This window comes from Nostoc piscinale CENA21, assembly GCF_001298445.1.
Classification (GTDB): Bacteria; Cyanobacteriota; Cyanobacteriia; order Cyanobacteriales; family Nostocaceae; genus Nostoc_B; species Nostoc_B piscinale_A.
Window position 1 is genome coordinate 5,585,234 of record NZ_CP012036.1, and the last position, 14,248, is coordinate 5,599,481.

12 protein-coding genes are annotated in these 14,248 nt (G+C 40.2%); 7 read left to right on the forward strand and 5 right to left on the reverse strand.

The features are described 5' to 3' along the window. Window positions 1–276 precede the first annotated feature (276 nt). Together ACX27_RS23840 and ACX27_RS23845 are read left to right on the forward strand one after the other, a co-directional pair. Window positions 277–945 (forward strand): hypothetical protein, encoded by a 669-nt coding sequence (locus ACX27_RS23840; RefSeq protein ID WP_062296066.1) that lies wholly within the window; start codon window positions 277–279, stop codon window positions 943–945. 26 nt (window positions 946–971) lie between these two features. After that, window positions 972–1,652 (forward strand): tetratricopeptide repeat protein, encoded by a 681-nt coding sequence (locus ACX27_RS23845; protein ID WP_083468819.1) that lies wholly within the window; start codon window positions 972–974, stop codon window positions 1,650–1,652. A 169-nt stretch (window positions 1,653–1,821) separates the two neighbouring features. Here the strand turns inward: ACX27_RS23845 and ACX27_RS23850 are convergent, their stop codons facing one another. Together ACX27_RS23850 and ACX27_RS23855 are read right to left on the reverse strand one after the other, a co-directional pair. After that, window positions 1,822–2,802: an aldo/keto reductase gene (locus tag ACX27_RS23850; RefSeq protein ID WP_062296068.1), complete on the reverse strand. Its 981-nt coding sequence runs from the start codon at window positions 2,800–2,802 to the stop codon at window positions 1,822–1,824. 172 nt (window positions 2,803–2,974) lie between these two features. Next, on the reverse strand, window positions 2,975–4,366 hold the full coding sequence (locus tag ACX27_RS23855; RefSeq protein ID WP_062296070.1) for a response regulator: 1,392 nt from the start codon (window positions 4,364–4,366) through the stop codon (window positions 2,975–2,977). Between the two features lie 908 nt (window positions 4,367–5,274). On the opposite strand from ACX27_RS23855, the gene ACX27_RS23860 reads away from it, so the two are divergent. From ACX27_RS23860 to ACX27_RS23870, 3 genes are read left to right on the forward strand one after another with little or no spacing between them, the layout of a single operon-like run. Beyond that, window positions 5,275–5,949 (forward strand): vWA domain-containing protein, encoded by a 675-nt coding sequence (locus tag ACX27_RS23860; RefSeq protein ID WP_062296072.1) that lies wholly within the window; start codon window positions 5,275–5,277, stop codon window positions 5,947–5,949. Between the two features lie 50 nt (window positions 5,950–5,999). Continuing rightward, a complete protein-coding gene (locus ACX27_RS23865; RefSeq protein ID WP_062296074.1) occupies window positions 6,000–6,782 on the forward strand; it encodes a PP2C family serine/threonine-protein phosphatase in 783 nt (260 codons plus the stop codon). A gap of 57 nt (window positions 6,783–6,839) precedes the next feature. Continuing rightward, window positions 6,840–9,020, forward strand: a complete 2,181-nt coding sequence (locus tag ACX27_RS23870; protein WP_062296076.1) for a tetratricopeptide repeat protein — start codon at window positions 6,840–6,842, stop codon at window positions 9,018–9,020. A gap of 176 nt (window positions 9,021–9,196) precedes the next feature. On the opposite strand, the gene ACX27_RS23875 is transcribed toward ACX27_RS23870, so the two are convergent. Then, window positions 9,197–9,979 (reverse strand): hypothetical protein, encoded by a 783-nt coding sequence (locus tag ACX27_RS23875; RefSeq protein WP_200929989.1) that lies wholly within the window; start codon window positions 9,977–9,979, stop codon window positions 9,197–9,199. A gap of 115 nt (window positions 9,980–10,094) precedes the next feature. Here ACX27_RS23875 and ACX27_RS23880 point away from each other — a divergent pair, with 115 nt between their 5' ends. Beyond that, the gene (locus ACX27_RS23880) at window positions 10,095–10,889 is read left to right on the forward strand and encodes an HAD family hydrolase (protein WP_062296078.1); all 795 of its coding nucleotides are present in this window, start codon (window positions 10,095–10,097) and stop codon (window positions 10,887–10,889) included. A gap of 101 nt (window positions 10,890–10,990) precedes the next feature. Here ACX27_RS23880 and ACX27_RS23885 read toward each other — a convergent pair whose 3' ends face one another. Together ACX27_RS23885 and ACX27_RS23890 are read right to left on the reverse strand one after the other, a co-directional pair. Further along, window positions 10,991–11,644, reverse strand: a complete 654-nt coding sequence (locus ACX27_RS23885) for a PEP-CTERM sorting domain-containing protein (protein WP_062296080.1) — start codon at window positions 11,642–11,644, stop codon at window positions 10,991–10,993. 341 nt (window positions 11,645–11,985) lie between these two features. After that, window positions 11,986–12,192: a hypothetical protein gene (locus ACX27_RS23890; protein WP_062296082.1), complete on the reverse strand. Its 207-nt coding sequence runs from the start codon at window positions 12,190–12,192 to the stop codon at window positions 11,986–11,988. Between the two features lie 300 nt (window positions 12,193–12,492). On the opposite strand from ACX27_RS23890, the gene ACX27_RS23895 reads away from it, so the two are divergent. Then, window positions 12,493–14,130, forward strand: coding sequence for an alpha/beta hydrolase (locus tag ACX27_RS23895; RefSeq protein WP_062296084.1), 1,638 nt, complete (start codon window positions 12,493–12,495; stop codon window positions 14,128–14,130). The last annotated feature ends 118 nt before the right edge of the window (window positions 14,131–14,248 follow it).

Sequence of the window (14,248 nt, forward strand, 5' to 3'; positions counted from 1 at the left end):
ATACTAAAAAACCTTTAAAACGATTTACATAACATCAAATATTTAATAAAAATGTACTTTGTTTCTCTTGAATACCTTATTATATAAGGATTTAACCTGATATCAAGTATTAGTTTGCCATAACTAGTCTAGGAGAGCCATAGTTATTATTAATTAAAAGATTATTGATCCTTAACAAATTAAGCTGCAATTGTAGTTAAATTGATTTAATTAATTAATGATATTAATTAGTAATAGGAAAAATATTTTTTTTATCTGACACTTTAGGTCTTGTTCATGAATGTTAAAAATACCTTGAATAAACAAATACTGGTACAACGCCTGATTATAGTAGCTACTCCACTAATCTTAGGTCTTTTAGAAATCTGGCATCCCGTTGGACTACCAGGCAAAACACCTTATGAATCTGTCTTGCCTGTGGTTGATTGGTGGCTTGTTCTTCATCTGCTACAATTGCCTCTATTTGGCTTATTAGGGTTGGCAGTTATTTTTTTGGTTAACAACCTACATGGATGGATAGTGATCATCAGTCGTATTGGCATAATATGTTTCATCATTTTTTATAATGCCCTTGATTCAATTATGGGGATAGCCGGTGGCTTGCTCATCCGCAGTACGCGAGAATTATCTTCTAATATTCAAATTTTTGCTTCAACGCAGTTTAACGTGTTCCTCTTCGACCCGATTTTTGGCGGTGCTACTTTGTCTGTCATCGGTGTTTTAGGTGGTGGTGGCTGGACAATAGGAGTGATAGCGGCAGCCATTGCTCTAAAACGTGCTGGCGCACCGATCTGGTCTGTTATTCTCCTAATTTTTTCGGGAATTTTGTTTGGTCTATCTCATGTGCCACCGACTGGTTCTCTTGGTATGGCGTGTTTCTTCATTGCCGTTACTTTAATTGACCCAGATATATGGAGTGGAAAACAACGTCGGCTAGGACAATAAACATAAGATAAACATAAGTCTGATATATGAAACAAGAAATTTATAAAGCCATCTCTTTGTTAGGAACTTTCATTATTCTTAGTGGAACGTCCTTTGCTTGTACTAACAACTCACCACAAACTTCCTCAAACTCAGAAAAAGTTGAGAATCTTTACTATCAAGGGTTAGAAAAGGTAAAAAAAGGAAATTTAAAGGAGGCAGTTAAAGACTTCGATGAAGCACTACGGTTAAATCCTAAATATGCAGAAGCTTACAACAATCGTGGTAATACTTACTTTGTCTTAGGCGACCAGCAACAAGCCATTCAAAACTACAATCAGGCTCTAAAATTCAATCCTAATCTAGCAGAGGCTTACTATAATCGTGGTTATGCTTACCATAGGCTAGGCCAAACAGAAAAAGCTATTAAAGACTATAACGAGACTTTACGACTCAATCCTAACTATCTTCCAGCCTACGGTAATCGGGCAATTGTACGCTCTCGGTTAGGAGATAATCAAGGAGCAATAGAGGATTACAGCCAAGTTTTACGTTTCAAGCCAGATATTGCCGAAGTTTATTATAACCGAGGAGCTACCCGTTTTCAGTTGAGAGACAAGCAGGGCGCACTTAAAGATTTACAAAAGGCGGCACAAATTTTTTCTAAACAGAAAAATAAAACTGGATATGAAAAGACACAACAACTTCTTAGCAAACTTGCACAGTGACAATTAAACCCTCTTGAATCATTCTTGCCAGAAAAGAAACAATGTAGATTTGCGATCGCCATTTTGGTTGAAGTAAATTCATTCTCAATCATCATCCAAATTTTTCCAGAGGTCTGTACCTCCAGAAGCTTTATCTGGCTGGCTTTTGCACTGATTGTCGCCCCTACCCTCACTTAGTCTGAAAAATATTCTGCACCATCACTTTATCTGTACTGCTGGCAGCTTTGTCCAACTCTGTTATTTCACCAGCATCGAGTTCCCAACCTAACGCACCAATATTCTCCTGTGCTTGGGCGAGAGATTTTGCACCAGGGATGGGAATAGTACCTTTGCAGATACACCAGTTAATGGCTACCTGTGACATAGTTTTATTGCGAGATTGGGCGATTTCTTGTAAACATGCTAACAGCGATCGCACTCCTGGTAATAACTGTCTAAATAACAACCCACGAATACCTTTGGGGAAAGTCCCTGTCTTTGAATATTTACCTGTTAATATCCCCAAAGCCAAAGGACTGTAAGCAATTAATTTAATACCCAATTCATCACACACATCTTTTAGCCCTAGTTGCGTTACCGGATAAGTAGATAACAAAGAATACTGAACTTGCAAGGTAGAAATTGGCACACTTCGTTCAGCAAATCTTTGATGCACTATTTTTAAGCGTTTTGGCCCATAATTCGACAGCCCAACACCTTTAACCAAACCTTGTTCGTAAAGGTCAGCCAAACCCTCCAACAAACCTTTTTCTTGCCAAGGTGCATAATTAGCTGTAGACCAGTGCATTTGTACTAAATCAACATTTCTACCTAGACGCTGGGCGGAAGACTGACAAGCTTTAATCATCGACTGGCTTGTCCATCGCCAAGGATACGCAGCCAGCTTTGTTGCAATGCAAATCTTGTCCTGGTTTAAACCTTGATACTCTTGAGAAAAACGCCCCAAGAGTAACTCACTACGTCCATTTAGTCTCCCAGTACCGTAAGAATCACCAGTGTCAAATAAAGTTACACCATTACTGACACACAAGTTAAACACAGCCTGTAGCTGCTCATCCATATTTTCGTTGTATCCCCACAGCAGTTGGTTTCCCCAAGCCCAAGTTCCGCAACCCATTTTTGACAGGGATAGTTCTCGACTGATTTGCATTTTGATTGTCAATCACGCACCATCTGTATTATCGGCATACATCGGCCTTTAATTTCATTCTGAGTGCTAGTGTTGAGTGCTGAGTTCTGCGTGCTGAGTGGGAGTAGACAAGGTAGAGAGGGTAGACAAGGTAGAAAGATTGCTCCCTTGTCTCCCTGCCCCCTGCCTTCTTTCAAGCTAAGTGCATAAACACAAGTTTCAGCAGTTCTGCACGGGTAAAAGGTTTAGTCAAATAACCAGAGGCTCCGACTAATTTAGCTTTGACTTTATCAACAATTCCTTTATTACCTGTGACAAAAATAATCGGAGTATGTTTAAACATAGAATTATTCCGAATTATTTTGCATAATTCATAACCGTCAATTCCAGCCATATTGAGATCCAACAAAATTAAGTCTGGTTTATGACGAATAATTGACATTACAGCTTTGAGTGGATCATCAATTGTCACTACAGAAAAATTCTCACTTTCCAAAAAACGACTAATTTCTTTGAGAATTGTCGGGCTATCATCCACAGAAATGATTTTATAAGTCTTTTTGGCGGTGACGGTAGTAGTCGTTACTCTTTCGGGCGCAGAGTTTATGGTATTTGGTATTGTTAATTCCTGAAGATTGTGAATTGATGGTGAGGTTGCTTGTGGCGATCGCACCACAAGGTTAAAATCTTCGACAGCCAGAGCCGTTTCTACATCCAGATAGCGATTACTGGGTTCTACTACTGTGTCGATGAATTGTCTGTTGAGTAATGCTGTTGTATATCGAGCAGATCCTGAAACTTCTGGCTGATACTTTGGTAATTGATCAAATGGTGGATCTGGTTCGTGCATAATTACCCCTCCTTGCACAATATGAGGGTATAAATGTTGAACCAGTTGCATTTCATCTTGATTCATAATTACCGCCAGATGTCGCAGGCTAAACCCTTTCATCCAAGCTGTTAATTCTCGTGGTAATGGCGGTAAGTTCTTGCTGTGGAAATTCCTGTTAATTAACAGGTACGGACGCTGATAAGGTGAAGAAATTTGGGGAGCGAAAGATTGCCAATTTTGTAGTCTAATGTGACAAATTTCTAGAGTTTTTTCTACATCCAGGCGACAAATTTTTGTCACTGTTTGGGTTGCATTACTTAAAGCATAAGTACCTGTTTTTACCAATAAAAATGATTCCATCACTTCTTTGACAAGTTCTTGAATCAAAATTGTCGCTTGTGCATCATCCAGATAACCTTCATTAATTAGCCAATGAATTGCTTGATAGTCAGCAGGCTGAGTTGATAAATCGTTGCTATCAGCAATTGCATGATTAAACACATCAGCTTCAAAATTCATGCGTAATTCTACGCGAATTTCGCTACTGAGAAAATTCAGGCGGCGCAGATGGCGTTCTAATCTATCAAAGGGTTCAACTGAGTTGGTCGCGTAGGTGATGTTTCCCTGTTCTAAATAAATTAGCCATGTTACTAAGTTACTAAATGCTTGTAAACAAGTAGTTTCGACACTATGAGACAGTTGTTTTAATAAACTATGAGGACGTAAAACTGTAAATGTACCGAAATTAGACATTTTAAAAAATTGTTTTAGAAAATTATACAGAATCTATGCAAATTTGGATTCTTATGTATGTTTTACTTTATTAGTTTTAATATGTCTCCCAGATAATTATTCTCTCAAAAGATAAAATAAATTGAGATTAACAGCTATGGAAATCTAAAGCCTTACCCAGTCAGTTTGATAATCTACGAAGACAAAACGGCAATAACTATAAAATACTTTTCATTACTATTTCTGAAAAGTCATAACTGAAGTTAGTATTTTTACTCAGTCATGAGTCAGAGCTGGCGCTTTACCAATTTTTACCCAGAATAATTTTTTTTTAGGAGGCTCAAGTACTTACAGATCCAAGACACTACCCTAGATCAATTTAAATTTGATATTTGACTAAGAGTTACCCACACCCTAGATTCAAGCTCAGAAAAATACATCTGTCATAAGATAGATTCTTCATTTTTGAGCAACCTTGAGGAAAATTAATAAAAAACAAAAATTTTACTAGCTCAATTCCGTATTTAGCTAAAAACCAGCTTGCAGGGTGACTTTAATGAGCGATTGAAAGAGTTAACAATTTTGTCAAAGACAAAAATGAATATGTTCCACACGAAATCTTTAAATTTTTATCTGGGCAAATTTTGATGTTTATTATATTCTATCGGTTGCTCTACATCAATCTTTGTAGTTCTAAGAAGGCTGTAAACAAGAACTCTTGGTAAATTTGCGGTTTTGCAACGGTAACTTGATGAAAACTTTAATAAATGTGTAGAGAATTTAGGGAAAAGTATTTGTTTAATAGTACATAAAGACTCGGCTGGCGATCGCCAAAAATTTGCTTATTCCCTGTGAGGCTCCGGAAACTGAAATATATACTTTGAAAAAAGGAAAATAAAGCTTTGGACTATAACATAACACAAAAAGTTATGCAAGATACATTAACCCTAGATGAAGTAGTAGAATTTGCGGAAAATCCCGAACCCCGTTGTCCTTGTGTATTGTTACTAGACACATCTGGTTCAATGCAAGGCGAACCCATAGAAGCATTAAATCAAGGTTTGCTGAGTTTAAAAGATGAATTAGTCAAAAATTCCTTAGCATCTCGTCGGGTTGAAGTAGCAATAGTTACTTTCGATAGCCAAGTAAATGTCGTCCAAGACTTTGTAACCGCCGATCAATTTAACCCGCCAATTCTCACCGCCCAAGGACTCACCAGCATGGGTGCAGGCATTCACAAAGCCTTAGACATGGTGCAAGAGCGCAAATCCTTATATCGGTCAAACGGCATTGCTTACTATCGCCCTTGGGTATTCATGATTACCGATGGTGAACCACAAGGTGAACAAGAACATTTAGTAGCCCAAGCTGCCCAAAGAGTTCAAGGAGATGAAGCCAACAAGCGCGTAGCCTTTTTCTCTGTAGGTGTAGAAAATGCCAACATGACAACGCTCAATCAGTTAGCTGTGAGGACACCACTGAAATTGCGCGGATTAAACTTTGTGGAAATGTTTATGTGGTTGTCAGCGAGTATGGCGGCTGTTTCTCACTCCCAAGTGGATGAGCAAGTAGCCTTACCACCCATTGGCTGGGGTTCCATTTAATCGCTCTCCCGCGGTTTCATACTTACACAGCTAGCCCAGACATAGAATCTATGAACACATCAAAACAGATTTCTCATTGGCGGGTAGTCGCCGCATCTGTATGTGGTACTAGCCACATCAGAAATAAGCAGCTGTGTCAGGATGCTCACAACTGGCAGCTATTGCCAGACAATATATTAGTAGCCGCAGCAGCAGATGGCGCAGGTTCTGCCAGTCAGGGGAAAATTGGCGCAATGGTGGCGACAGAAGCAGCTGTAGAACATTTATCGCACAAAGAAGTCTCTCGCGCTGTTTTAGCTGATGATTTAGACGTGCAATCTTTGTTGAGTGATGCCTTGCTGGCTGCCAAAAAAGCCGTAGAAGCAGAAGCCGCAGCTTGTAGCCAGCAGCCCCAAGATTTAGCAACTACCTTAATAATCACCATCGCTACACCAGAAATGGTAGCAGCAGCCCAAATCGGTGACGGGATGGCAGTCGCAAAAAATCGTCAAGGAAATTTAATTGCACTAACCATACCCAATAACGGAGAATATATCAACGAAACGACTTTCTTGACTTCCTTAGATGCTATAGATACAGCCCAAATGAGATTATGGCGTGAAGAAATAGTCAACGTTGGTATCCTCACCGATGGACTACAAATGCTGGCTTTAAACATGGTTGTTGGCGAACCTCACAAACCCTTCTTTTTTCCTTTGTTTGACTTTATCGAAAACGCCGAGGATAAGTCATTAGCGAAAGAGCAACTCGTGAGGTTTTTAGGTTCTGAGCGGATAACACAACGTACCGACGATGATTTAACACTAATTATTGCTGCCTTCAACCGCTCATAAACAAGGATTCTGCAAGTTCGGTCTTTTTATCTAACCCCCGTTAACAGTGACTTAAACATGAAGGTACTACGTTGTCTTCCCCAGCCAGAAATTATCAACCTCAGCGTTAGCTTAGGACGAGGTGGTGAAGCCTGTGTTTATGCAGTGCCATCTGATGGCGATTTAGTGGCGAAGGTGTATCACAAACCTACAGCCAATCACGCTAAAAAACTGCAAGCCATGTTGGCTAACCCACCAGAAAACCCGACAGCTAATTTGGGGCATATTTCCATTGCTTGGCCACAAGAGTTAATCAAAATAGCAGATGGGAGTAAAACTGTCATTGGCTTTATCATGCCTCGGATTCGCGGGATGCGGCCAATTATTGACTTTTACAACCCCAGAACCCGTCGCCAGCACTGCCCGTTATTCAACTATCAATATTTAGTGCGGACAGCGCGGAATTTAGCGGCGGCTTTTGCAGCCCTGCACAGTAGTGGTTATTGCGTGGGTGATGTCAACGAGTCCAACATCTTAGTCAGCGACACAGCACTGGTGAGTTTGGTAGATACTGACTCTTTCCAAGTGCCAGATTTCAACAATAATCTTGTCTACCGTTGTGCAGTGGGTAAACCAGAGTTTACTCCACCAGAACTCCAAAACAAAGTCTTCGCCCAACACGATCGCACAGTTTATCATGACTCATTTGGTTTAGCAGTACTGATCTTCCAATTATTAATGGAAGGGACACATCCTTTTTCTGGGATTTTTCAAGGCACTGCCGAACCACCAGCTTACGAAGCCCGCATTGCGGCGGGACACTTCACCTACAGCCAAAACCACCAAGTTCCCTACCTGCCGACTCCCATTGCACCGCCTTGGGAAATGCTGCATCCTAGTTTGCAGGAATTGTTTATCCAGTGTTTTGAAACTGGCCACAACAACCCGCAGTTACGTCCCAATGCTCAAACTTGGTTGTCTGCCCTGACGGAAGCTGAAGATGCTTTAATTACTTGCACTACCAATCCTCAGCATCGCTACAGCAATCATTTGCATAGCTGTCCTTGGTGTGAACGGACTTTGCGTTTAGGCGGACGAGATCCTTTTCCCTCACAACGGGCAATTGAAAATCGAGAACATCTCAGACCAGCCACCATCCCCACCAGACGCTACAATCAGCCTCATCGCTTACCGCAGCCAGTCATGTCATTTGCTAAGGGTAATTCCTGGCAAGCAAATAATCAGCCAAATTATTTTCCTTATCAACGGCGTAAGGTATCAAAAATTTACCCGATTGTTTTAGGTTGTCTGGGTTTAGGGATGTTGGGTTATTTGGATGTGATGGTGAAATTTACCCGTCCGTTGGTGTCACAAAATGCCTATACTCAGCAGACATTGATGACACATACAGCACCAAGTCGGCAGGTGTTAAGTTTTGCTGATTACTACAAACAAGGTCATGCGGCTTACCAAGTGCGGGACTACAAGCAAGCAGTTGAAAGTTTTACCAAAGCTATCCAAGAAGAACCAAAATACGCCAAATCTTTTATTAACCGAGGTAATGCTCGTTACAATCTTAAAGACTATGAAGGGGCATTAGCAGACTATACGAAAGCGTTGGAAATTAATCCCCAGGAAGTGAAAGCTTTTGTGAATCGCGGTAATGCTCGTTATATGCTGGCTGAGTATAGCAACGATCCAGATCGAGAATATCATCTAGCGATCGCAGATTTTAACAATGCTATCCGCCTCAATATCAAAGAAGCCGAAGCATATATCCGTAGAGGGATTGTGCGATCGCAAATCGCCAAGTACAGTGGTGAATCTCTCAAAGAGTTCCAGCAAGCAGTAGCCGATTTTTCCGAGGCGATTAAACTCAACGCCTCCAAAGCCGAAGCTTATTTTCAACGCGGTTCGGTATATTACCAAATGGCACAATACAGCACCGAATACGCCCAACAATACCAAAATGCGATCGCCGACTTTGACCAAGCATTAAAACTTAACGAAAAACTGGCGAAAGTCTATCTCAAACGCGGTATGGTGCGCTATGAAATCGCTCAATACGGTGGTAAAGAAGCAGACAAAAATAACCAAAAAGCCGTCGAAGATTTACAAGTAGCCGCCAAACTTGCTTTAGAACAAGAAGATACAGAAAATTATCAACAAGCACTCAGCAGTATGTGTGTGATTATTGAAAGCCAATGTAATGCTTTACTGCAAAGTTCTAGTGCTTGGGGAACTGTAGGGACAAATTAGGGGTAGTCCTTGGTCATTAGTGTTTTTTCACCAGGAATTACGCACACAGATTGTTTATTAAAAATGGGTGTAAGGTCGTAGGGGTTCAAAATCCTTTCACCCCTACACCCAATCTCCATACAGAATCTTGGTGCGTAAGTCCTATTCGTTTTCTTCCCCTACTCACGACTCCCACCCTATTTAGCTGGGGCATTGGCTTGGCGGCTAGTCCGAAAAGTAACATTTACGCCATCATTTGATTGTTCTAAAACTAGTAATGGTGTGGGTTTAGCTTTTTGATCCCAGTGCATAGTCGCAAGGCGACCTTGAATTGTCGGCTGCCATGTATCTTCATCGTCCATCGGACTAAGATAAGTTTCGATGCAATCAATAATTTGGCTAATTGTAGCGGAAGTTGCTTGGGTGGGTAACTTCATCAGCTTAATTTGAATGCGGAATAGCACCCGTTTCGCAATGTTTGGTGGCGTACCACTTTCATATTCAACATCAAAAATCTCATCCACCTGTCGCCCTGCACTATTGGCTATTCCCACCGTTCCTTGTTGAGATTGGTTGGGACGCAAAGCTTGAGAAATTTTATCTTTGACTCTGATTTTAATTTGGTTCAGAATCGCAAAATGAAATACTTCTTCAGACATCCGCATCCGCAAATAATCTAAGTTAAAGTCCCGCGAGTTCACCAAATCCGGGTTAGTTTCCATTTTGCGGATTGTTTCTAGTGCCAGTTTAAACTTTTTCTCTAGCTCTCTAGCACGGAATTTTTCAAATTTAATTTTCTTCTCTAATTTAGTCATCTGGATTTTGCCAAACACAATCAACCCAATTACCGCTACAGCCAGCCCTCCAGAAGTAATTAATAAAAAGGGTGGTGCTTGGGACGCTTCGCTGGCTGCTGGTTTTTGAGTAACTTTTTTTGTTTTTGCTGGTGGAGATTGTGCCAGAAGTATAGGATTTAGCATGGTAACAATAACTTTACTTGTCATTGTTTAGAATGCCCAAATCCTCAATGTCATATTGCTGTGTTATTAGTATTTTTAACAGCTTTTTATAAAATGCGTATATACCGTTTTTAATATGTATTATTTGACTCTGGCTCCCATATCTCAAGCTGCATCTAGTTGCTGGAGTAATATCCGCCTAATTGCTACTGATATGGATGGGACTCTGACCAAGGAAGGGAAGTTTTCTACTGCATTATTACAAGCGTTAGAAGAGTTAACAGCATCTGGAATTGAGGTATTAATTGTAACAGGGCGTTCGGCGGGGTGGGTAAGTGGGATTAGTAGCTTAATGCCAGTTGCAGGCGCGATCGCTGAAAATGGTGGTATCTTCTATCCCAAGGGTAGTGAACAGCCCATTGCTTTAACTGCAATTCCTGACTTAACATTGCACCGTCAACAATTAGCAGCCGTTTTTGCTGAATTAAAACAGAAATTTCCCCAAATTCAAGAATCTGCGGACAATCGTTTTCGCCTCACAGATTGGACATTCGATGTCGCTGATTTAACTTTAGAGGAATTACAAACTTTAGGTAATCTCTGTCAATCAATGGGGTGGGGATTTACTTACAGTACAGTACAGTGTCATATCAAACCCCAAGGTCAAGATAAGGCTGTGGGTTTATTACAAGTATTACAAACACATTGGCCTGACTATTCACCCATACAAGTTGTTACTGTTGGCGATAGTCCAAATGATGAAAGTCTATTTGCAGCACATGATTTTCCTGTTTCTGTGGGTGTAGCTAACATTCTAAAATACGCCAATCGGCTACAACATCGACCAATTTACGTCACTAGTGCAGCTGAAGCCGCAGGATTTTGTGAGTTAGCAAATTATATTTTAAAATCGTCTACTCAGCCAGAATAACTCTGCGATCGCCATTCAAAGACAATCAAGAATCAGAAAATCCCCAGAATTACAATCAGGGGATCTATAATAAAGGTGAATTTCCACACTGATGAGAAACTTTATTGATCTACTGTAGCTCTCTGCCCACGCTTCTTCCTTTTGATTAAAGTACCCAAACCCATCACAGCACCAATACCTAAAATAGTTGATGGTTCTGGAACTGTGGTAACAAAATCTAAAGTATAGTTCTGTATCCCACCAGCAGTTTCCTGAATCCAGAAAGTGTAAGTCCCAGGGCCAAGTCTACCGCTACGAAAACCCACAAAGCTGTTTCCTTGAATGGATGTTGCTGTACCTACATCGTCTAAGACATTATCACCTACTAGGGTTCCAGGCGCTGCACCAATTAAAGCTGCACCCAGTAATGGAGGATTATTAGTTAGGCTGGTAATACTAGAACCTCTTTGGACTGCTAAAAATCCTTGATTTGCCCCTGTGCCATCTAGCCCAACATAATTAGTTAAGATAACTTGACTCAGTTGACGGCCAACAGGAATAGTAAAGGTAAAGAAATCTCGGTCAAGATTGGGATTACCAGTGGTAGAGCCACTAATTTGGTTAGAACCAACTGAAAGATTCACTAATGTTGGGTTTAAGTTGTCGCCAGACAAGTCACCATTAACAGGATCAGCTTCATCATAGATGAGGTTGGCTGCATGAGCATTGGAAGCAAAAAACAAGGTAGCTCCTATTCCCAGCAATAAACTTTTCATTTATCTGCCTCTGTTGTAGTTGAATTCAAGTGATTGAGCTAAAATTTGGCTGCTTGAGAAAGTATTTTTCTTCAGCTATTACGCTTTAAATTACATAATTGCCCATGATGTTATTTGATGATTAACTGTTAATAATAAGCAGTTAACCACCAACACAAAAAGATATGTAAATTATGTGCGTCTCCGTGTAATAGCTTAAGCCCCAGAGTAATTTTAAAACAAATTTATAAAGGTAAATTTAAGGAATTAGTCAAAAATCCCAGTATCAAACTGAGATTTTTATGATTTTAGTAAAGACTAACGTCGCAATCTAAAAAATATCAAATTTCCTAACCCGTGTTTTATGCGTTTTCAGATTCGTTAGTCTGCTGAGATTGTGCTTGTTCAGAGATGACAACAACTCGACCATTTTTTACCACTGTAGAATTTTTACTAGTATTCTGACTGTGGTTGATTGGCTGATTTTGGCACTGGTGTTGGTGAGAAATATTTTGTTCCTGTTGTTGGTTGAGAATTACGACACAACTGGAGCAGGAAACTGTAGACATAAGGTTAACTTGAGTTCTATATCTATTATCGCGCTTATTGCTGACACTAATAGGACTTACGCGCAAAGATTGTTTGTTAAGACTGGGTGTAAGGGATTTGAACACCGAACGGCGAAGCCTGAAACCCCTACACCTTTTTACCCTTACCCAAACTTCTGATTTTTTTTGACTGCGTCAGATCTAACAGAAATACGACCGAAGTATTATTTCTGATGATATTTCACTTTTGTCTAGCAAAACCTTTTATATTAACGATTGCATCCTCTATAACCTTGATAATTCTCCATTTATCCATAACTTATGAAAAAACTGCTGAAATACCTGGGCTTGGGGCTATTATCCACTGTTTTATCAGCTGCTCCTAGCTGGGGAGCCGAACGCATTAGCTTATTTTATCCCCCTTTTGGAGAATTTTCGTTATCTACAGATGCACTAGAAACCTTCGCCAAAGAAGGTAAAATCACTGGAGAGTTAGATATTTATGCCCAGCGTGCCACACCAGAACAACTGGCGCAACTAAGAGAACTTTTACAACAGCGATTTAGTGCCACACCTACTTTAGTATCACAGTTTACTTATTCCCCAATCGGAGAACAAGTTGTACAACGTTTAGGAGAATTATTACTCACAGAATCGCGTCAAAATGGTTTTTATGCTGTGCGGGCGGCTTTGATTTTAGCTGCGGCAGACCCTAAAGAAGGTTTAACTGTTGTCAACATAATACGTAAGTTTCCTTCGCCCACCATTAAATTAAATTTCTCCGAAGGAATTAAGATAGTCAACAATTTATCGGAATTGCTCAAAGATAGAGATGCAGTTGTGGCATATTTGCAACAACAAGCGATCGCTGAAACTAGCAATGCAAACATAGATTTTTCGCAAAAGCCAGATTTACGCCAGCCAGGGAAATTGCAGTTTCAAAAACTATACTTTGAGTTAAATGATGCAAAACGCGATCGTCGTCTGCCACTAGATGTTTACATACCAAAAGTCACAACCCAAACACCTTTTCCCTTAATTGTGATTTCTCATGGTTTAGCCTCAGACCGCTATGCTTTAGCTTATCTAGCAGAACATTTAGTTTCCTATGGTTTCGCCGTCGCTGTATTAGAACACCCTGGTAGTAACGCCCAACGCTTTCAAAAATACTTTGCTGGTTTAGCAGGGCCACCACAACCGCGAGAATTTATCGACCGTCCCTTAGATGTCAAGTTTGTGCTTGATGAACTCCAACGTTTAGATACATCTAATCCTCAGCTGCGAGGAAAACTCAACTTTCAGGAAGTTGGAGCCATTGGACATTCTTTTGGTGGTTATACAGTATTGACTTTAGCCGGAGCTAAACTGAACTTTACTCAGTTGCGTCGAGATTGTTATCCCAATAGATCCTTGAATTTATCTTTATTGCTGCAATGTCAAGCTGCTGAATTATCCCCAACAGATTATGCACTACAAGATCCGCGAATTAAAGCTGTGATGGCGATTAATCCAATTAACAGTTCGGTTTTAGGCGAAAATGGGATCAGTCAAATCAAAGTTCCCGCAATGATTGTCACGGGTAGCCAAGATATTTTTGCCCCCGCCATTCCCGAACAAATTCGTCCCTTTACTTGGCTCACTGAACCTAACAAATATCTAGTGTTAATCGAAAATGCTACGCATTTTTCCGCACTACAAGAATCTGCTCCAGAAAATAATGTTTTACCTGTACCAACCGGATTATTAGGGCCAGATCCAGCCCCCGTTTATTCATATTTAAAAGCCTTAAGTGTCGCTTTCATGGAAACCAATCTCTTAAATAATGCAGAATATCGCTCTTATTTGCAACCATCGTATGCTCAATACATTAATCAAGCTCCTCTCAATATCACTTTGTTAAGTAACCTGAGTACAGAACAATTAGCACAGGCTTTAAAAAATGGCACAAATAAAAAATAAAAATAGAAATTTCCGAATAGGTAGTTTACCATTCCAAAACCAAAATTGAGCAATTTGATGAATCTAGTGAAGTGCTAATCAAAATAATTAACCGCAGATAAACGCAGATAAATTTGTA

Bases quoted from the DNA above. Each gene is read 5' to 3' on its own strand.
- ACX27_RS23840 (WP_062296066.1), top strand. From the start codon at position 277: ATGAATGTTAAAAATACCTTGAATAAACAAATACTGGTACAACGCCTG.
- ACX27_RS23845 (WP_083468819.1), top strand. From the start codon at position 972: ATGAAACAAGAAATTTATAAAGCCATCTCTTTGTTAGGAACTTTCATT.
- ACX27_RS23850 (WP_062296068.1), bottom strand. From the start codon at position 2,802: ATGCAAATCAGTCGAGAACTATCCCTGTCAAAAATGGGTTGCGGAACT.
- ACX27_RS23855 (WP_062296070.1), bottom strand. From the start codon at position 4,366: ATGTCTAATTTCGGTACATTTACAGTTTTACGTCCTCATAGTTTATTA.
- ACX27_RS23860 (WP_062296072.1), top strand. From the start codon at position 5,275: ATGCAAGATACATTAACCCTAGATGAAGTAGTAGAATTTGCGGAAAAT.
- ACX27_RS23865 (WP_062296074.1), top strand. From the start codon at position 6,000: ATGAACACATCAAAACAGATTTCTCATTGGCGGGTAGTCGCCGCATCT.
- ACX27_RS23870 (WP_062296076.1), top strand. From the start codon at position 6,840: ATGAAGGTACTACGTTGTCTTCCCCAGCCAGAAATTATCAACCTCAGC.
- ACX27_RS23875 (WP_200929989.1), bottom strand. From the start codon at position 9,979: ATGCTAAATCCTATACTTCTGGCACAATCTCCACCAGCAAAAACAAAA.
- ACX27_RS23880 (WP_062296078.1), top strand. From the start codon at position 10,095: ATGTATTATTTGACTCTGGCTCCCATATCTCAAGCTGCATCTAGTTGC.
- ACX27_RS23885 (WP_062296080.1), bottom strand. From the start codon at position 11,644: ATGAAAAGTTTATTGCTGGGAATAGGAGCTACCTTGTTTTTTGCTTCC.
- ACX27_RS23890 (WP_062296082.1), bottom strand. From the start codon at position 12,192: ATGTCTACAGTTTCCTGCTCCAGTTGTGTCGTAATTCTCAACCAACAA.
- ACX27_RS23895 (WP_062296084.1), top strand. From the start codon at position 12,493: ATGAAAAAACTGCTGAAATACCTGGGCTTGGGGCTATTATCCACTGTT.